This window comes from Dyadobacter tibetensis Y620-1 (assembly GCF_000566685.1).
Classification (GTDB): Bacteria; Bacteroidota; Bacteroidia; order Cytophagales; family Spirosomataceae; genus Dyadobacter; species Dyadobacter tibetensis.
This window is the reverse complement of record NZ_AZQN01000006.1, coordinates 1-20387: the sequence shown is the minus strand read 5'-3', so window position 1 is coordinate 20387 and position 20387 is coordinate 1. Positions and strand designations below refer to the sequence as shown.

Sequence of the window (20387 nt, the reverse complement as noted above, 5' to 3'; positions counted from 1 at the left end):
AGAAACAGTTTTCATAGTCTTAAAATCAAACTTGAGCGCGGTCGATCTCTGGTATTTATTACTAATTTAATAGAATTAAGCTAGAATCCTTGTAGAATACTAAATAAATGGCTTTAATTTGATTAAATTTGATGGAAAAAGTTTTTAAATGGACAAAATTGAGACACATTCATGAAAGCTCCTATTCATAAGAATATCGAAAGCCAGATACGCAGTATTACTATTCAGGAGCTCATTGAGCCTCATTTTGATTCAAACTGGCATTTCCACCCTCACTATCAGCTATTTACAGTCCTGAAAGGAACTGGGAAACGTTTTATTGGCGACTCTATTCAGACTTTTGAACCGGGAGACACTGTTTTTCTGGGTCCTGACATCCCTCATTTATGGCGCAACGATGCTTCTTATTATGCTGGGGACGAATCCCTTCAGACCCATGGTATTGTACTGTATTTCCAGGAAGATTTTTTGGGGAAAGATTTCCTCGAAAAACAAGAAATGTTACCCCTTAAGCAATTATTTCTGGAGTCCAAACGCGGCATTCATTATAAAGGACCCCTCCAGGAAACCATTCGACTAACGCTGATGGAAATGCTGCACATGGACGGATTTAAGAGTATACTAAAATTATTGTCTCTTTTGGAGATGATGAGTATAGAACAGGAAGGAACGCCCATCGCCAGTCTGGGTTATACCAACCAATTTAAGCTTTCGGAAACCGAACGCATGCAAAAAGTTCACAACCATGTACTTCAACATTATCAGCAAGACATTCGTCTGGGAGAGGTTGCTGCCCTGGCTGGAATGACCGAAGCAGCATTTTGCCGCTATTTTAAGGCACGGTCGAACAAAACGTTTGTAGATTTCGTAAACGAAATCAGAATTGGTCATGCTTGTAAATTACTATTGGAACAGAAAACAAACATTTCACAGATCGCTTATGACAGTGGGTTTGACTCCCTATCCAATTTTAATAGGAACTTTAAAAAATATACAGGTACGACTCCTCGGACTTATAAATCCAGCTACGAGATTTAGATAAGTACCGGACAACGGATGAGTAATGGGCATGCGGCAAAGAATGAATGCAGCATGCCCATGAAGCACTTACGTAACCATGCTGGTTTATAAACCAAAACCTAAGGCAAGCCCCTTCGCTGGAGCAGCAAAAGTATACTTGGGCGTTGCAGTGCCCGTGGACAGGTCTAATTGGTACATATGGCTGCTACCCCCTGCCGTAATAATTCCATAGGCTGCTCCCGCCCCATTTCCTATATCAAAACCGATTTCGCTAACTGCATCGATACCCAAAGGCTTACCTTCGACAAGGATTCCGTCATTGGGTGGATTCTGTTTGAACAACATATCCATTTTGCTATCGATATCATAGAGCATGGTACTAGAAACACCGGGATAGCTATTGGTGTAGGCACAGGCTGTAACAAATGGAGTTACGCCGCCCACCCCAATTTTAAGGTCGCCATCCAGAATAGTCACTCCAGTATGCACGTTGATTCTAAGATTCTGTCCGGTATTACTTACCACCCGTAGCCGGTCTGCTACCGGGTTAAAATCAACCCCAAAATTTGAACCCATAATCATTACGGGGCTTCCGTCAGCAAGTTGCAAGCTAGATATAACCGTTGCAGCAGCGGAGGCTAAATCGATTCCATATATTTTACTATCACTACCCAAGGCATGAAGTTTTCCATCTACAGGGCGAAGATCTATCCCTTCCAGAAATACGGCTGCGGGTAGTCCTGAGACAACCTTATTCGCAAATACCTGCCCCGTTATCGGATTGAAAATGGTAAGCCCATTGGCCATGTTCAGGGCATAACCGACCGGTAAAGCCGGAATGGCGAGACCAATAACATTAACCCCAGATGGTAAATTACCAAGTTTTTGAAGGCGCCCCGTAGCAAGATCTACTAAATCCAACTCCCATTGGCCCCCAACCTTTACAGAAACTATGGGATAAATATCCGAAGGATCTTCGTCGGGAGAAATATCAAAACCTCCGACAGCCTCAATGTCCAAACCAAGCATCCCAATGGAAATAAGCGCACCAGGGTTCGGTGGATTTTGCATATATAACATATCTGTTGAAGCATCGATATCGTAAAGAGCTGTAGTGCTGGCTCCAGCCCGACTGTTGGTATACGCTACAGCTCCAACCATAGGATTTACCGGACCATTCAAGGGGTTGTCTCCGGGAACTATTGCGCCGGTCTCGGGATGTAGACGCATATTCTGACCGGAGGAGGTTACCACCCTGATTCGGTCCACGGTGGGATTGAAATCGAATCCTATCTCTGCTCCATTTAGACTGCTGGCAATAGGAGCGGTACCTATCCGAGTAGCCTTCCCTTGCTGATCGCCCATACGAACATTAATATGGTACAAATTACCTTGCATGCTAATCGCATATAGCTGACCCGTTGCAGGCCGGAAGTCAATACCTGCCAACTGATCTCCCGGTTCAAGACCGGATACTAAAAAGGACCTCTCAGGCATGGAAGTATTCTTAATATTCATCTCATGCAATTTATTATCGTCTGATAGGGCATAAAAGATACGATCGGGAAGGGTTTGAACGTCCGGCTCAAGGCGATGATCCTGGCATGAACTTAGGGCCATACCTATCCCCAAGACGATTAGAAAATTAGCATGTTGAAATAATGTGTTAAAAAATTTCATAGAAGTTAAGTAAGGTGAATGATTGAAGGGCGCCTATGGCCCCACCTACCTACGCAAATGAAGTCGATATAGATTTTGACCCTGACAAAATATTTTCCTTCCTCAACATTTCGTATATTGATGATCATCGAGCATGACACCGGCAGGTTGAATCCGAAGATATTTAGGACTTTACAAAGGACATTTTGTATTGTTTTATCGAAAAATATCTTCCAACTTTACTGAAAGTACAACAAGCTAAAATATATACGCATGCAACATCCTACCATCATCAAACCGCACGAAAATATTGCCCATGCTCCCCTTGAGCAAAATGGCTTAAACTCATGCAAAACGATTTATCTGCAATCTACTCCTGAAGAGCTTGTAGAACTGGCTTTAAAAGAAGGCGAAGGAGTACTTACCGACGCTCATGCGCTTATGTGTGACACCGGAACCTTTACAGGCCGTTCTCCGAAAGACAAGTTTATAGTACGAGACGAGCTCACCGAGGATCTCGTACATTGGGGTGAAATCAACAATCCCATTACCCCATCGAATGTAGCCAAGATCTATCATAAAATGCAGGACTATCTTAACGGAAAGACAGTCTATACCCGATATGCCTATGCAGGTGCCGATGAGCAGTTCAGGCAGCCTATAATGGCCACCACTACCCAAGCTTGGCAGGGGTTGTTTTGTCATCACATGTTTATTAGGACTGAGGAGGATGAACTGGCAGACTTCTCTCCTCAATGGACCATACTTTGCATCCCTGAATTCCAGGCCGAAGCGAAAACGGATGGTACACGTCAAGGCAATTTTACGATCATTGATTTTTCTAACAAAAAAATTCTAATAGGAGGTTCTGGATATGCTGGAGAGATCAAGAAGGCCATATTCACGGTCATGAACTTTATTCTCCCCGTAGACTACCAGATACTGCCAATGCACTGTTCGGCCAATATCGGCAACTCGTTGAATGGCCAACCTAGTACGGCTTTATTTTTTGGTCTTTCTGGAACCGGGAAAACCACCCTGTCTGCAGACCCTAGTCGAGAGCTGATAGGCGATGATGAGCACGGCTGGTCCGCGGAGGGCATCTTCAATTTTGAAGGAGGTTGCTATGCCAAAGTAGTAAATCTGACCATGGAGCAGGAGCCTGAAATATTTGCTGCAATCAGAGAGCAGAGTATCCTGGAGAACACCCGCTTTTTCCCTGATACCAATAAGGTGGATTTTAGCAATATTTCCGTCACAGAAAATACGAGGACGGCTTATCCCATTCATTTTATCTCCAATGCCTGCCATCCTTCTGTCGGACCCGTTCCGGATCATATATTCTTTTTAACGGCCGATGCTTTCGGCGTACTGCCCCCTTTGTCCAAACTGACCACCGAACAGGCCATGTATTATTTCCAAACCGGATATACAGCCAAACTTGCAGGCACAGAAATGGGCATCAATCAACCCGTAGCAACATTTTCTGCCTGCTTTGGAGAAGCGTTCCTGCCCTTACACCCTAAGACTTATACCCAGATGCTAGGTGAAAGACTGGAACAGAGCGGAGCTCAAGTATGGCTTTTAAATACTGGCTGGATAAGCGGGCCTTATGGCATAGGCAACCGTATTCCACTGGCCTACACCCGGGCACTACTTCATGCAGTGTTAGATAATAGTCTCGAACATGTCCAATTTGACAAACATCCCGTCTTTGATGTAATGGTGCCCCAGCACTGCCCTAACGTCCCCGATACCATCCTTAACCCGGAATACTCCTGGCTGGACCCTGAAGAATATGAGCGTAAGGCCTGGATACTGAAAGAAAAGTTTGATGTAAATGCCCTTCGTTTCGCACCGGAGCGGTAGATCGCCAACCGCAGCCAGTGCAGATTACTAGGCAAATACGATTACACCCTTCGCATTTCTACCTGACAACATATCCTCGAAGGCCTGCGGCAGGTCGTCGAGGGTATATTGTTGGGTTATCATTTTATCCAGTTTAAGATCACCCTTCCTATAGAGTGCCATTATTTTTGGAAAATCTATTTGGGGACGGCATTTCCCGTAGAGGGGATTCATATAGATCTTGTCCCATTCGAAGAGGCGCATATCGATTGTTATTTCCTCTTCTATGCCACTTACCTGAATGGCTGTTCCAGCATTTCGAATCATGGCCAATGGAGCTGCCCCAAGAGCAGGTATAGCAGTGCATTCGAAGGCATAATCTGCCCCTCTTCCCCCGAAGCGTTCCTTTATCTGTAGCGCCACCTGGTTTAATCCGATGTCTTTTTTATGAGCAAGAATGCTCTCGGTAGCGCCGAATTGCTTTGCCATTTCCAATTTGTTAGGATTGATATCTACCGCTACTATCCGGGCTGCCCCGGCTAACTGGCAGGCATTGATAACGCTAAGGCCTACACCACCACAGCCCAATACCACCGCCGAACTTCCTGCTATCAGTCTGGCGGCATTAACTACAGACCCAAAACCCGTCATAACTCCACAGCTGATGATGCTTGCAGCAGAAAAATTCAGATTTTCCTCATTTACTTTCACCACTGCCGATTCTTTTACCAAGGTATATTCACTTAAAGTCCCGAGGTTAAAAGAACGCTCTATTGGGTTTCCATTCCATCGGGTACTCGTTAGATGAGCATGGCCAGGGGTATGCCCGTTACCACCGGCCACCACAGGAGAGTGGCGCTCACAGATATGCTGATTGCCTTCCTGACACTGAAAACACTGTAAACAGGGTGTTGCCCAGTTAAGAATTACTTGGTCGCCCGGTTTGAGATTGACTACTGCTGATCCTACCCTTTCGATTATCCCCGCCCCTTCATGGCCCATCACTATAGGCTTTCCCCAGGACAAGGAATCGTAATCGGTATGGCAAAGACCCGCCGCCTTCATTTTCACAATCACCTCGTCGGATCTGGGATCGCTCAGGAATACTTCTTCAATTACAAAATTACCCGCTCCCGTGGCAACGGCACTTCTTGACCGTATGGACATAAATTCTCTTTTTTAAAAATATTATTGCTCTACACTATTCCAGAATGAGGTTAGCCACTTTAAGGTCGATATTCCGATCGGTTAACCTGGCTACATCTACCTTCTGCTTATCCTTTAACAACTTAGTTCCCACCACATAGGATTTCGCATGATTTACCGCATCAACTGCTAACAGCGTATCGTCTTTAAAGTACCAGACAGAGAAACAATGCGCATGCTCTATCCTGGTCAAGATCCTATTATATCCCGCCGACAAACCAGCGATCTGAAGTTTCGTGTCGAACTGATCGGACCAAAACCAAGGAAGGGCGTCATAAACTGGCTGCTTCCCTGCTATGGCTGCGGCGGCGACTTTAGCCTGATCAACAGCGTTCTGAACCGACTCCAGCCGCACAAAACGTTGATAATGCAGGTTGAAATGATTGGTACAATCGCCAATAGCATAAATGGCCGGGTCGCTTGTCTGAGCCCTTCCATCGACTCGAATTCCATTTTCTACAATGAGGCCCGCCTGCTCTGCCAACTCCTGATTAACCTGGATGCCCACTCCTACTATCACTAATTCGGCTGGGTACTGAGACCCATCATCACAGATTACTATCCCGCATTCCCTACTCGAGCCAATAGATACCACGTTCTTAGAAGTCAGAACGGAAACGCCATGCGCTGCATGAAGCCGTTGAAAATAATCGGACATAAAGGGTGCAGTAACCCGCGCCAGGATCCGTTCCTCTCTTTCCAAGACAACTACCGAGGCCCCCATTTTACTTAGAGAAGAAGCAGTCTCTAAACCAATATAACCACCACCAATAATGACCACCCTGCTCGAAACTTGCTCCTTAACTTTATTCCGGATATGTTCGACATCACTAGCCGTTCTTAACACTGATACACGGCTACATGCTTCGATGCCAACAATAGGAGGCAGCAGCGGCCTAGCACCAGTAGCAAGTACCAGTTTGTCGTAGGCGACCCTACGCCCGTCGTCGAGCTGAATAGTCCTTTCTCCAGGTTTAATAGCTGCTACCTTGATGCCCAAATGCAGATCAATCTTCTCTCTTTCATAGCTTTCCTCAGCCTTTAACAGGTTCTTCTCGATTTTGTCTGTGCCAGCCAAATAGGCTTTAGAAAGTGGTGGTCGGTGGTATGGGCGCATTGGATCGGCATCGAAGAGCTGAATTTCACCTTCCCAACCTTCCTTGCGGAGGGCAAAGGCGAAGTTTACCCCGGCATGGCTCGCCCCAATCACCACACATCTACCACCATTTGACTCTGTTGCTGACATTTTTAAATGTTATTTGGCTACCGTTAATACAATTCCATCTATTGCGTCGCTTATTTCTATCTGGCAGCAAAGCCGACTGAATTCGTTAGCATTATCGTCAAGTTCCAACATATCCGTCTCTATTTCGGAGGCCGGACCGGTTTTTTCCAGATCGCCGGGAGCTACGAAAACATGGCAGGTAGCGCAGGAACAAACTCCTCCACAATCGCCATCTATTCCCTTTACCCCATGGCCTACCGCCAGGGACATTACCGATCCAGAGGTACCTTCAAGCGTAATACTATCGTTGTCGCTTGTAACAAACGTTATTTGAGCCATAGTGCTAGAATTATTTTATTGCGTTAAATTTCACTTGAATAGTATCGTAACCCACCTTCCTTTGAAAGTCGCTGAGCATCTCTATATTTTCTTTACATTTCAGTATTTGAATGGTACTCACTTTCTCGGCCAAGGTCGAAAGCAGAATTTTCATGATTTGTCGGGCATGCGTAGCTCCAAGACAATTATGATGGCTAAATCCGAAACCAACATGGGGGTTGATCTTCCGGTCCAGAACAATTTCGTCGGGATTTTCGAATACAGCAGGATCCCTGTTGGCCGAGGCCCAGCACAGGGAAATACGGCTATCTGCCTTTATAGCATGTTCGCATACTTGCGTATCCTCTTTCACGACCCGGCCCATATGAGTCAAAGGGGAGAAATAACGAATCATTTCTTCCACCGCTCGACCTATAATTTCAGGTTCCTGGCGGAAGCGCTCTAAAGCGCCCGGATGGTCGGCTAAATAAGCGATAGCATTGGTAACGGCATTGATTACCGTATCACGGCCCCCAGCAAAGGTCAGAACGAGAACTCCCTTGACCTCTTCCTTAGTCATTTTTCGACCATCTATTTCAGATGCCAGAAGTACGGAATATAAATCCTGGCCTGGGTGAAGAACAGCCCTTTCGATCTGCTCATCTATATAATCATATAAAACCATGGCCTTGTCACCGTCCAAAGCCTCTCCTTCACTACGAAATACATGTGTGCCCCAGGATATCCATTTCTGTGCTTCTTCATGGGAGGTATTGAGAAGCAAAGTAAGGGCATGCGACTGAATAGGTAGAGCCAGCTCGCTCACTACTTCAACCTGCGACTGAAGTAAAGCCTGACCAATTAGTTCCTCGATCTGTTTCCTGAGTATGGACTGATAATCGGCTTGCAGAGGGCGCTTAAACCATGCTTCGAGTAGCTGCCGGTAAGTTCCATGTCGGGGAGGATCCAGTTCAAAGGGAAGCTGACGCGTTTCCCTGATATTTACCTCCGAAGGAACTACAATCCTGCCCGGTATATCTTCGGAACTGAAGGTCTTATATTGATGCGCACATTTTCTCACATCCTTATGCCGAAGTACCATCGTCACTGGATCGTTCTGGTCGACCATTTCACCTAAACCCCTCTTTTCTCTTGCACTAGCAAAAGGGTCCGGAAGCACGCTATTCTTCATAATGTACCAATTTGTATGTATATGATTTTATTTTCACCATACAAAGATGAAGCTTAAATATTCCCAATACATATGTAGACTTGATCATTTTATAAACAATTCTGTTCAATTTTTCTTTAATTTTAACCTTTTACTACAAAATAGAATATAAATCCTCGACAAGAGATAGAATCCAGGACCCGGATAAATGGGGAGCAAGCCATATGAAACCAATTTTAGAACCCATATACGTTGGCGACCAGAGGAGCATTGTAAGCTTTCATTATAAAAAAAGGAATTTTGAAACACCCTGGCATTTTCATCCTCAACACGAGTTGACCTACATAGAGGAGAGCTTGGGCACCAAATTTATTGGCGACTATGTGGGCCCCTATCGTCCGGGAGAATTGGTACTACTACGCTCGAACCTCCCCCATTGTTGGAAAAATAGCAGCAATCAGAAGCATGATGCGCAGTCGTTTGTAGTGCAGTGGGACCTGGCTACCTATCCGAAAGTACCTGAACTTGCCCCTATTCACGACCTGCTTAAGGCGGCCGCGAAAGGGATTATATTTGACCATAATCATACAGAACCCGTTATCAAAATGGTCAAAAGGCTACCTGAGCTGGATGGTCATTTCCGCTATCTGTTTTTATTAAAAATACTGATAACCCTTACAGAGTGCCCCTATCAGACGCTATCCGAAGCCAGCTTTATCAATGATTTACCGTCAGAATATGGCAACCGTATGGCAAAGATTCATGAATTTGTAGAGCAAAATTTTCATCGGAAAATTTATCTGAATGAGCTGGCAGATTTAGTCAGCATGTCCGAACAATCCTTTTCCCGATTTTTTACTAAGATGATGGGCCGCCCCTTTTTTGCTTTTCTTAACGAGTACCGCATCAACATCGCCACCCGCATGCTGTTGGACAGTGATGCCTCTGTATCGCAGATAGGTTTTGCCTGCGGCTACGAGTCTTTACCGTTTTTCCATAAAAAGTTCAGTGAACTTCATGGGCTCTCCCCTATGAAATATAGACAGAGGCATTAAAGAAATGGAATGAACGGCAGGTAGACTACCGTTCATAGTAAAAATCAGCGTTTGCTTTATTCTGGCTTTGGAAACTTTCTAATGGGGCTATATCGAATGTAAGACTCAAAAATTTCGCCGTTGGAGGTGGTACGTGGGTCCTGTGTTTTCACCAAGTATTCCTGTAACTCTTTAGCCATTTGTCGCCTAATCCCTTCAAAAGTCGGATCCTGAGCCAAATTCTTTAAGCATCCGGGATCGTTCTGAATGTCATATAACTCCTCAGCTGGGCGCTTGTCTACTGCCATATGAAAATACGGGGCTATATCTGCCTGGTCTCTTAAAATATTAAGAGGAGATTCCACAAAATCATCAATATCGTGATAAGCACCATGCATGGGCCCGAGGCTACCATCCTCTTCATATTTTTGGGGAGCCCCGGCAGGCCAACGTTCCGGATGCACATTCCAGATGTACTGAAACTGAGCCTTTCTGATGGTACGCTGAGGATAGCCATGATTATTCCATCGAGAGGACGAATGTCGTTCACGTGAGGCAAACACGGCTGTACGTTTTTTATCGACAGTCCCCGACTGATTACTTTTTAATATATTCATAAGACTTCTACCTTCAAGCTTCATGGTCTTTTGGCTAATCCCAGCGGCATCCAAAAAAGTGGGAGCAAAATCCAGGCTGCTCACCAGATCGTTGACGACCCTCCCCCCCTTTACCTTTGCCCCCCACCGAATGGCTAGGGGCACATGAACTCCATATTCGTAACAGTTCGCTTTTGCCCTGGGAAAGGGCATACCATTATCCGAGGTAACCACCACGAGGGTATTTTCTAGCTCTCCCTGTTTTTCCAGCCATGAAAGTATTTTTCCCAAATGGTTATCGTACCATTGAATTTCGTATAGATAGTCGAGCATATCGGACTTTACCTCATCCTGATCGGGCAAGAAGCTGGGGACTTGAACATCGGAAAGCTTCATTCCGCTACGCTGACCGATGCCAGTGGGGTAGCGACGGTGAGGCTCCTGGGCACCCATCCAAAAACAAAAAGGTTGATTGGGAGATTTCTGTTCGAAGAAGTCCTGAAAATTCGCCGCATAGTCATTATTACTGATGCCTTTAGGGGCAGTCAAGGTATGGCGGTCATATTGTTTGCCAGCCGGATTGTGCTCCCTCTCAAGAACCTTTCCCGGTCCCCATCCCTTGCCCGTAAGCCCCACAAAATACCCCGCATCCTGCAGTACATCCGTAAATATTTGAAGGTCTCGAGGAAAGGTGCTCGCATGCGTACCTGCGGGGCCAACTTGCCAACAATTTTTCCCAGTCAAAATAGCTGCCCGTGAGGGGCTACACCCAGGAGAAGCCACAAAGGCATTGGTAAACAATACTCCTTCCCGAGCCACCCTGTCGAAAGCAGGGGTACTGATTGCTTTAAAACCATAGGCTGAGGCATGGGCGAATGACTGGTCATCAGAAATCACGAAGAGAATATTCGGACGTTTACCGGGTTGATGAGTGGTGTTGGAACCCACAAAAGCAAAGCCTAATGCACCGACCAACAACGCTGCCGATAGAATAAATTTGGGGAGTATAAAATGCATATTACTTGAATTAGTTGGCATAACCGGGATTCTGTTCGAGGATAGCGCCTGTATTTCTTTCTATTTCAGAATAGGGTATTGGAAAAACATTATGATAAGGAGCCACATCAACCCCGAATTTGGCTGCTGTAGGATGTCCGTTACAGTATTTGCTCGTTCGATCGTAAAGCAACCCCAGTCTATTTAAAGTCAACCTTCGCTTTTCTTCTACTCCTAGCTCCCGCATTCTTTCGTCAAGAATAAAAGAGATCGACACCTGTGCGGGCGTTACCAGTTTAGCCTGGGCCCTTTTTCGAATAATGTTTATATCCTCTGCTGCCAAGCTCGTGTTCCCCATTCCCAGATAGGCCTCTGCACGGATTAAATAAGTTTCCGCCAGTCGAATAAAATATTGATCGGTATAAGTGGTCCCGGCAGAAGAGGCATTTAAGGTCTTTAATATCGGGTCTACAAACAGCTCTAAGGGATGGTTGCCCGGAGTGGTTACTTTAGACTGATAGGGATAAAAATTGCGTATGGTGTCGTCGGTGCGCTGCTTAAAAATATCGAATTCGGAAATCCATCTCCCATACCATTCCGAAGCTGGATTATTAAACTTCACATCTCTTACGAAATTGTATTCGGAATTTCGCATATCCTTCCAATCTAACGTCCAGATCCCATAGACAAAATGGTCTGTCCCCCGGAATCGCCCAATGCCCCGGCCTCCTGTGTAGTCGGATACTCCCAAGGATAAAAAAGGAGTAATACCAGCTGGATCCTTATAAGGGAAACTATAGGGTCGTGGCGCACAATCCCGCTCCAGCTGAGGCCCTTCCTTAGCCGACGATTTTATGACACCTCCCAGCAAATCTACCTCATATTGAAAAACCCAAATTCCTTCTTTATTTCCTGCGCTGCGGTTCTGATTAGAACGTCGAAACAAATCCCAGTAGACATCTCCCGGCTCAGTACTCCGGGATCCAAACCGAGAAGTCATTAATGCCGTATTCGGATCGTCAATTACAAGACTAGCGGCCTGTACCGCTTTATCAAATTGTTGCAGCGCTAGGTACGTTTCTGCCAATAAATGTAAGGCTGCTAAATTGGTTATTTCCCCATCTTTCACCTTATCTATTTCAGGAAGATTTTCTGCTGCAAAGGCCAGATCTTCGACGGCTTGCAGATAACTTTCCTCCCTGGAAGCCCGCACATAATTTTTTTTATCAGTGGTCACCTCTTCCAGTTCAAGGGGTACCCCACCGTAAAGATGTGTGAGGTTTCGGTAAGCAAGGCCTCGGAATAGTCGGGATTTCCCTTGTATCAATACTTTCTGATCTTGACCCAAACTTGAAGTTTCCAATCTGTTCAGAATAATATTAGCACTCGAAATAATTTTGTAATACTGTTGCCAGTGAAAACGTGCCTGCTCCGAGTTGGGAGTCAGCGTCGCAGGATAACTTCCGAATCGCTCGTTGAGTTGTTGTGCCGCATTATACCCCAAATCTGTCCCATAAATATAATCGAGTGGTCTGTGCTCGCCATCCGACAGGATCCCTCTGGTCAGATCGTACAGTGCATTCACTGCCAAATCAAAGTCTTCTTTAGTAACGAACGCATTTTCAGGACTTGCAAAATCCAGTGGAATTTCCTTTAATATAGCTTCTTCATTACAGCTACTTATCCAGAATACTGGTAATAAAATCAGGATGCGTATAAGGCTTGAAATTTTCATAATTCTAAGGGTTTAGGAATTTAAAATCGGAGGTTAATACCCAAGGTCCATGCACGCATGACAGGTCGTCCATTGGCATCCAGCCCGCTACCGGTTTCCGGATCCCAGCCGACCCAATTAGTCCAGGTAGCTAAATTTTTTGCACTCACAAACAATTTTATATCCTGTATATGCAGCGCTTCTAACTTTTCTTTGTCTATGTTATAGGATAGAGTAATATCCTGAAGTCGTACAAAACTTCTATTGCCATACACATTATATTCCGTAGCCGGCCCCTGGTCTAGCCCTCTGTAGCGCGCATTGGGATTGGAGGGTGTCCAGTAATCGAATTCCTTCCAAAGATTATTCCGTCTGATATTATCTCCTATGCCCAAACTGGTAGGCATATTTAACCCCAAATAGCCCTGACGACCGCCTTGAATAGAATTTATGAAAAATCGAAAATTAAAATTCCGATACTTCAATTCATTTAAGATACCAAAATTATAAGCGGCTTCTTTCTTACCTCGAATTACCCGGTCATTGGCATCATAAAAGCCATCGTTATTTTGATCTATAATTTTATGCGTACCCACAAAGAATCCAGAGGGTGCGCTATCTCCTAGCTGAATGATCCCCTCCGACTCATAATCATAAATAGCACCCAAGGGTTGACCAATAAACAATCCACTTGCCACCAAGTCGTCCTCTTTACCATCCCCATCATTATCCTGTCCTAATAGCGAAACTACTTTATTCTGGTTAGAGGCGATATTGAAATTAATATCCCAACTAAATTCCCTTTTGCTTATCAATTTACCATTCAAAACCAGTTCCGCTCCTCGATTGGCTATTTTCCCTACATTAGAGGTTATTTTATTAAAACCTGTTACCTCAGGGATATTGACATCAAAGATCAGGTCATTCGTTTTAGTAGAATAGAAATCCAGATTTCCTGAAACTCGATTTTTCAAAATGGCAAAGTCCAGACCGAAGTTGAAACCTGTGGTGGTTTCCCAGGAGAGGTCGGGATTAGCCAAGGTCGTTACCATTTGCCCAAACTCGGTTCCACCACCATCTCCAAATACATAGGCGGGATACATGTTCAATCGGGCTAAAGATGCATATCGGTTCACTAAATTACCATTGGTGCCGTAAGAACTTCTTAATTTGAGGAGATTGATGGCAGGTGAACGCATAAACGATTCTTCGCTGAGCACCCACCCTAACCCCACTGAAGGGAAAAGAGCCGTTTTAGCATTTTCGGCAAAGCCCGAAAAACCGTCTCGTCTTAAAGTAGCAGTAAGCAGATACTTATACTTAAACTCATAATTGATCCTTCCCGTCTGGTAAATATAACTTTCATCCCAGGCCGAAGAAGATATATTTTTAATAGCTCCTAAGCTCAAATCATGATATTTTAATCGCAAATTGGTGAAGTTTGATCCTGTGGCATTCGTATTTTCATAATTACGTTCTCTGCGGCCCGCAACTACTGTTAAATCCAGCTTATGATTCTCACCAATATTTTTTTTATAGTTTAAAATATGATCCAATGTCCAGTCATAAGAATTGCTATTGATCTTAAATGCCTCACCTGCTGCTCCATTCGAGTAAGGATTACTTCCAAAATGACGGGTCCATGCCAAGGTATGTCCATAATTTAAACGATAAGAAAGTCCGCGTATAAATGGGAGATCTATGTTAGCGTAAACATTCCCGAACAAACTATTTCTTTTATCATAATCAGCAGCTTGGGCTACCAAGAAGGGGTTAGCATTATTCGTACCATTCGGGTTCAGGATAAAGGAGCCATCCTCGTTGGTAGGCTTAACCAATGGAGACATGATGGTGATACCATATAAGTTTGGAGCCACTCCGGAGAAATCGGAAAAGGAGGCGAAGGTCTGAGTCCCCACTTTGAACCAGTCAAAGACCTTATTTTCTATATTAATTCTGGTTGTAATGCGCTGAAATTTATCATTCATTACAAAGCCCTTTTGTTTGGTGTATCCTCCAGAAAGAAAGTAGGATGTCCTTTCTCCGGCACCTCGTACACTTAAATTGTGGCTTATAATAAAACCTGGCCCCGTGGTATTATCCCACCAGTTATAATTAGACCCATTTTCAAACCCCTCCCTGAGAGGAGGATCGTTGACAACATCTAAGTAGGTGTAATCCGGATTGGGCGTAGTATAATCAGGAGCCAAAAATGATTTTTTCCAATCGATATCGGCAGACTTCTTTAAAAACCCCTCTCTATCTAATAACGTGAGCGCATTACTTGGATTTTGAGTAGAATAACTTCCAGAATAATTAAATACAGGTTTACTTTCTTTACCCCCACTTTTAGTAGTAATCAGGATAACTCCGTTTGCTGCCTGGGCCCCATAAATGGCCATACTACTAGGATCTTTTAACACATCTACAGACTCTATATCTGCAGGGTTAAGATCGCTCATACTACCCGAAAATATAATGCCATCGACAACCAAAAGTACATTCTGATTTCCGTTAATAGTTGTCCTCCCCCTTACAGATATGGCAGGACTTTGCCCTGCACTGGTTACCTGACCAATATTCAGCCCTGGTACGGTTCCTTGCAAGGACTGGGCCAGATTGACATTTGGTGATTCCCGAAAGGCATCGATATTTGCCCGCGCAACAGATCCAGTCAGATCACTCTTTTTTTGTGTACCATAGCCCACTACCACTACTTCCCCCAGGGCCTGAACATCTGGTTGGAGTTGAATAGATACGAAGTCCTTATTATCTAGGGCTATCATCTGGCTTTCATAACCGATAAACGATATCATAAGGGTAGGTTCTAAGATATTTCTGGGTATAGAGATAAAGAAAGCTCCCTCAGCATCGGTTGTAGTACCTATTGAAGTCCCCTTGAGCAGAATATTAACCCCTGGCAACCCCATTCCTTTTTCATCAATTACCTCTCCTTTAACGTCTAATAATTGAGGTGGAGAATTTTTAAGTTTGTCCATTGCGGGGGGAATTATTCTTTGCTGAGATTCATAAAGCATAATTCTATTTTCTGATATTCTATAGCCTATCGAAAGCGGCGTCAAAAGCGTTCCTAATATTTCATCTAATGGCCTGGCTTCTACGTTGACACTTACCTTCTGATGAATGTTTATTGAACTGGAGCTATAAACAAAATGCAGGGGTGCCTTTTTCTCTATACGGTGCAATACTGCCTTCAAGGGGACTTCTTTCACCATAATCGTCATATTCGTTTTTAACAATTCCTGCCCTAGCGCATCTCGTGCATATGTAAGCCCCGAAAAGAGCAGCAGCAGGACGAACTGTTGGAAAGAAATTTTCATAATGGTCCAAAGAAAAATTGGAATCTGTAAAGAATTGTACATACATTCACATAGTTTTAGGTTAGACATGACGTTAAAACGGGTGTGCTCTAAAGCCCACGGGCATGCAAACAGCCATTTGCATTGAGCACATAACAAACCGGTAATGTTGACGCATTGCCGGTTTTACTCTTTCTATTCCGATGGACATCCTGTTCCGGAAATAAATATGGTAATACCTCTTACTTCATAATGGGCATTGACTACACCACAAATCAAGTCGAGTTGCTTAAACATGGATAACCCCCGCAAATTCCCTGTAAAAGCACATTTTCCCAACGCGGGGTTAGATAAGACGATCTCGACCCCATAAATCTGCTGCATTTGTTTAAGAATATCACTGAAGGATACTTCATCGTACTCTGCAATAATATCCTGACTATCAAGCACCACAGGTTTAGGATCGTCGACAATGTCCGACCTTAAGGTCTTATATTGTGTATCATAAACTACTTTTTGGTTTGGTGTGAGAATCACCCCATTTTTTTTGAAATGCTGATCTATCTCGCAATCATAAACCGAAACCCGCCCTGTGCTAACAGAAACCTCAACAGTACTATTAGCCTTCTGTGGGCGGATGCGAAAACTAGTACCTAATACTTCTGTAACCAAATTCCCTACATAAACCCTGAAAGGGCGTTTCGGGTTAGAAACTATATCGAAAAAGGCTTCCCCTGTTAGATATACCGTTCGAAGAGAATCACCATAACTCTGATCAGTTACCACCTTAGCTCCTTGTTCCAGAAAAACCAGACTTCCATCTGGTAAAATTACTTTTTGAGGACTTGCAGCCATATTGATAGATTCAATTCCATGATGCACTTTTTTTCCAATAAAATCGGATTGTATAATCCAGAGCATACCAATAGCCACAGTAGCGGCTAATCCTGACCATATACCTAGCATCTTCCATCCGGGCCATGGCCTCTGCATCCCAGTTTGTCTGCAAATATTTCTCCAGCCCTCCTCCATTTGATTCCGCTCCGCTAATACAATATCTTCTCCATCTTCGAGTTGACTATTCGCCCATTCCTCGAGTAAGTCATCTTCTTCGGGGCTAGTGCAGCCCCTTTGATATTTCTGTATGATCCGGTCCAATTCTTGCTGTGTCATGACTGCTTAATTATGGGATTGAAACCGATAAAGATGCTGCCTAAGCATCTTAATAGACTTGGTAATATGATATTCAACTGCCTTATCGGAAAGCTCCATTTTTGAGGCAATTTTTTTTACAGGAAGCAGCTCCAGTTTACTCATTCGGAAGATTTGAGCTGTTTTTGTAGGCAGTTTTTGCAATACCTGTTCGATTGCCGTATGTAAGTCAGAATCACTCCAGGTTATATCATCGTCTGTATGATCGATTATGCCCTGGATCATCTGATGCTCCCTGAATCTTCTTAAATTAATCTGCGACCTAATGGATTTATTTATCAAATTTCTCGCTGAAATAAACAGATATATTTTCAGATTTTGAATTATGGTTTGCTGTCTATTCTGCCATAAAGACGTCATAAGGTCATGTATTACCTCCTCCGCTTCCTCTCTCACACCCAACTGACGAAAGGCATAGCGATAAAGAAACTTCCAGTATCTTCGGTAAATCATTTCAAAGGCGTGTTCATCCCCTCCTTTCAGAGAAGATACAAGTTCGCTATCTGTAGTATGGGAGTCATGCATGAATTCATCCTTTTTGCTAAGGTTCCATGGAGCGGTCATTTCCCTAATATTTATTCAAGATTTTTTTGAATAATATCGTCGGTCAGAAGATAACGACTAAGTTATTGAAGACGTTTCTTTCTTAAAGATTGAAACATTTCAGGATTTCCTTCTCATTCCTTCATATTAGAATAAGGCAGGAAGGTGTTCCCCTTACTTGGGTAAAGTAGCATTCTTCCGTCATTTACTAATTTAATACTCTTCTTACTCTTCCTGTATATTAAAACAGGCTCTTTCAGTATATGCTTCGTCTCTTAACCTTCGTAACCTATCATGGCTTGGACACCGTGCCGGAGGGTCATAAATAATTCCATATTAGGTAGCGCTCCATATTCATATAGGATAGGATACCTACTGGCGACGCAATATCAAATATGTTCTCCAATTCCTAAATTTCCAAGATATAATTACCGAACGTTTGGTATATTTCAATTTTACTGTAACTTTGTTGTATGAGACCACAGAAAATTTTAGATCAAGATTTGATTACGGCGCTTACCACCGTGTTCAGAAGCAAAGGGTATGAGGGGGCAAGTCTGAATGAGTTAGCCGAAGTGACTGGACTAAAAAAGGCTAGTTTATACCATAGATTCCCCAATGGAAAGCAGGAAATGGCCGAAGCTGTAATTTCTCACATGGATCTATGGGTACAAAATAATGTGTTCAGGGCCCTCACCATAAACGATCGCCAACCCAGTATAAGGCTCACAGACGCATTGGCTCAAATCCGAACTTTGTATGACGGAGGAAAGGAAACCTGCATTTTCAGAGCATTTTCCATGCAACAAGGTTTGTCTCTTTTTCAGGAGAATATCAGGGAAGGCATTAATGATTGGATTGAAGCATTTACCAAGCTGGGCAAGGATCTGAGCCTCTCACCAGCAAAGGCCAGAGAGTTGGCGGTTCAATCCTTAATTGATATACAAGGGAGTCTAATTTTGACGAAAGCCCTGGATGATAGCAGCATCTTTGAAAAAGCCTTGATCAATATTGAAAAAAGGTATTTGAAGACTTAAAAAAATTTAAATAAATAATTTACCGAATGTTCGGTATATTATTTACTATAGATCATTGAGGATCAAAAAGGAGCAATTAATTCAAAACAAAACCCATCTTATTATGCGAACCAAATACAAAAAAACTGATGTTAATGGTGTCAAAATCGCCTACCGGGAGGCCGGAAATCCGCAGAATCCTACTATTATTCTATTGCACGGTTTTCCTTCTTCCTCTCATCAATACAGAAAAGTGCTGGAACAATTATCCGATGCCTATTATTTAATAGCGCCCGATTATCCTGGTTTCGGAAACAGTGACTATCCCGATCCCTCGGAATACCATTACACCTTTGACAACATAGCCAACACGATAAACTTATTTCTGGAACAAAAAGAGTTAAGGACATATGCTCTAATGATACAAGATTACGGCTCTCCGGTAGGATTTAGAATTGCAACGGCGCATCCAGATAGGATTACGGCTATCATCAACCAGAACGGCAATGCCTATGAAGAAGGGCTGGGTGAAGCCTGGAAGGATATCAGAGCCCTATGGGCCAACAGAAATGAGGAAACGGAGAAAGCATTAGCACCGACCTTTACATTGGCAGCACTGGAATGGCAATACACCCACGGCACGCGCAATCCTGAAAATGTTAATCCTGACACCTGGAATCTGGATTATCTGAACCTGTCGAAGCCTCACGCCCACAAGATCAGCATGGACCTGTTCTACGACTATCAAAATAATTTGAAACTGTATCCTGCCTGGCAGGAATACCTACGCAGCCATCAGCCACCCCTATTAATTGTTTGGGGCAAGAACGACGCATTCTTCCCAGAGAGCGGGGCCACAGCCTATAAAAAAGACGTTAATCAGATCGACTATAACCTATTCGACACCGGCCATTTCGTCTTGGAAGAAGATGGAGAGATTATTATTGAGAAAATGAGGCATTTTATGGAAAGGGTTACGCAAGAGACGGCGAAGGAGTAATTTTTCCGATCTATCGTTTCTTCTGAAGCGCCCATATATAGGTAGGTCGAGGACTGGTCCTGCAAACCCGTAATATTGAACCGCCATGAAGCATTCACCCGGTTCATACCGATTTAGGTAATCCAAAATTCTGGGATGAAGTTGGAAGAAAATAGGATAGTTAACATATGGATAGATTACTCCATCAAAATGGTGAAATGGACTCTAAATAACGCCTAATACCCCGCTTTTTAATAACAGTCTCCAAGCGAACAGCCTCCGATCTCTTTTCAAACGACTGTTGATGTACCAAGGTCCAAGGAGAGCCAGAAGAAGTAAATTTACCTCTTCCAGCATTATGTTGCTCGAGCCGAACCGCCAAGTCCTGCGTTTGCCCTACGTAATATTTTCTCAACGAAGGGCTATACAAAATATAAACTATGAAGTTCATATAGTAATTTACAAAAAAAGACCGTCTTTGCAGACAGCCTTTCTTCAATTTGGTCGGGATGACAGGATTTGAAGACGCG

16 protein-coding genes are annotated in these 20387 nt (G+C 43.7%); 5 read left to right on the top strand and 11 right to left on the bottom strand.

Annotated elements, in window-relative coordinates; all coding sequences use genetic code 11:
• Positions 1-171: 171 nt before the first annotated feature.
• Complete coding sequence (locus tag X939_RS0115615; RefSeq protein ID WP_025764225.1) at positions 172-1038, top strand: AraC family transcriptional regulator; 867 nt, start codon at positions 172-174, stop codon at positions 1036-1038.
• 87 nt (positions 1039-1125) lie between these two features.
• Here X939_RS0115615 and X939_RS0115610 read toward each other — a convergent pair whose 3' ends face one another.
• Positions 1126-2700 (bottom strand): DUF4394 domain-containing protein, encoded by a 1575-nt coding sequence (locus X939_RS0115610; RefSeq protein ID WP_025764224.1) that lies wholly within the window; start codon positions 2698-2700, stop codon positions 1126-1128.
• Between the two features lie 252 nt (positions 2701-2952).
• Between X939_RS0115610 and pckA the strand changes: the two genes are divergently transcribed.
• A complete protein-coding gene (gene pckA, locus X939_RS0115605) occupies positions 2953-4548 on the top strand; it encodes a phosphoenolpyruvate carboxykinase (ATP) (protein ID WP_025764223.1) in 1596 nt (531 codons plus the stop codon).
• A gap of 27 nt (positions 4549-4575) precedes the next feature.
• Here the strand turns inward: pckA and X939_RS0115600 are convergent, their stop codons facing one another.
• From X939_RS0115600 to X939_RS0115585, 4 genes are read right to left on the bottom strand one after another with little or no spacing between them, the layout of a single operon-like run.
• On the bottom strand, positions 4576-5694 hold the full coding sequence (locus X939_RS0115600; protein ID WP_025764222.1) for a Zn-dependent alcohol dehydrogenase: 1119 nt from the start codon (positions 5692-5694) through the stop codon (positions 4576-4578).
• Positions 5695-5728: 34 nt separating this feature from the next.
• Entirely contained in the window at positions 5729-6979 is a 1251-nt protein-coding gene (locus X939_RS0115595; RefSeq protein ID WP_025764220.1) for an NAD(P)/FAD-dependent oxidoreductase, read from the bottom strand.
• Positions 6980-6988: 9 nt separating this feature from the next.
• On the bottom strand, positions 6989-7297 hold the full coding sequence (locus X939_RS22520; RefSeq protein WP_044199728.1) for a 2Fe-2S iron-sulfur cluster-binding protein: 309 nt from the start codon (positions 7295-7297) through the stop codon (positions 6989-6991).
• A gap of 10 nt (positions 7298-7307) precedes the next feature.
• Positions 7308-8468: a cytochrome P450 gene (locus X939_RS0115585; protein WP_025764219.1), complete on the bottom strand. Its 1161-nt coding sequence runs from the start codon at positions 8466-8468 to the stop codon at positions 7308-7310.
• Between the two features lie 203 nt (positions 8469-8671).
• On the opposite strand from X939_RS0115585, the gene X939_RS0115580 reads away from it, so the two are divergent.
• On the top strand, positions 8672-9502 hold the full coding sequence (locus tag X939_RS0115580) for a helix-turn-helix domain-containing protein (RefSeq protein ID WP_025764218.1): 831 nt from the start codon (positions 8672-8674) through the stop codon (positions 9500-9502).
• 56 nt (positions 9503-9558) lie between these two features.
• Here the strand turns inward: X939_RS0115580 and X939_RS0115575 are convergent, their stop codons facing one another.
• The 5 genes from X939_RS0115575 to X939_RS0115555 form a co-directional block, all read right to left on the bottom strand.
• Complete coding sequence (locus tag X939_RS0115575; RefSeq protein ID WP_025764217.1) at positions 9559-11094, bottom strand: sulfatase family protein; 1536 nt, start codon at positions 11092-11094, stop codon at positions 9559-9561.
• 10 nt (positions 11095-11104) lie between these two features.
• The gene (locus X939_RS0115570; RefSeq protein WP_025764216.1) at positions 11105-12808 is read right to left on the bottom strand and encodes a RagB/SusD family nutrient uptake outer membrane protein; all 1704 of its coding nucleotides are present in this window, start codon (positions 12806-12808) and stop codon (positions 11105-11107) included.
• A 20-nt stretch (positions 12809-12828) separates the two neighbouring features.
• Positions 12829-16170, bottom strand: coding sequence for a TonB-dependent receptor (locus X939_RS0115565; RefSeq protein WP_025764215.1), 3342 nt, complete (start codon positions 16168-16170; stop codon positions 12829-12831).
• A 132-nt stretch (positions 16171-16302) separates the two neighbouring features.
• A complete protein-coding gene (locus X939_RS22515; protein WP_025764214.1) occupies positions 16303-17280 on the bottom strand; it encodes a FecR family protein in 978 nt (325 codons plus the stop codon).
• A gap of 6 nt (positions 17281-17286) precedes the next feature.
• Positions 17287-17883: a sigma-70 family RNA polymerase sigma factor gene (locus X939_RS0115555; protein ID WP_052353476.1), complete on the bottom strand. Its 597-nt coding sequence runs from the start codon at positions 17881-17883 to the stop codon at positions 17287-17289.
• Between the two features lie 452 nt (positions 17884-18335).
• Between X939_RS0115555 and X939_RS0115550 the strand changes: the two genes are divergently transcribed.
• Positions 18336-18899 (top strand): TetR/AcrR family transcriptional regulator, encoded by a 564-nt coding sequence (locus X939_RS0115550; RefSeq protein ID WP_025764212.1) that lies wholly within the window; start codon positions 18336-18338, stop codon positions 18897-18899.
• 103 nt (positions 18900-19002) lie between these two features.
• A complete protein-coding gene (locus X939_RS0115545; RefSeq protein ID WP_025764211.1) occupies positions 19003-19878 on the top strand; it encodes an alpha/beta fold hydrolase in 876 nt (291 codons plus the stop codon).
• Positions 19879-20062: 184 nt separating this feature from the next.
• On the opposite strand, the gene X939_RS0115540 is transcribed toward X939_RS0115545, so the two are convergent.
• Positions 20063-20387: GIY-YIG nuclease family protein (locus tag X939_RS0115540; RefSeq protein ID WP_229236072.1), on the bottom strand; the 325-nt coding region annotated here is incomplete at its 5' end.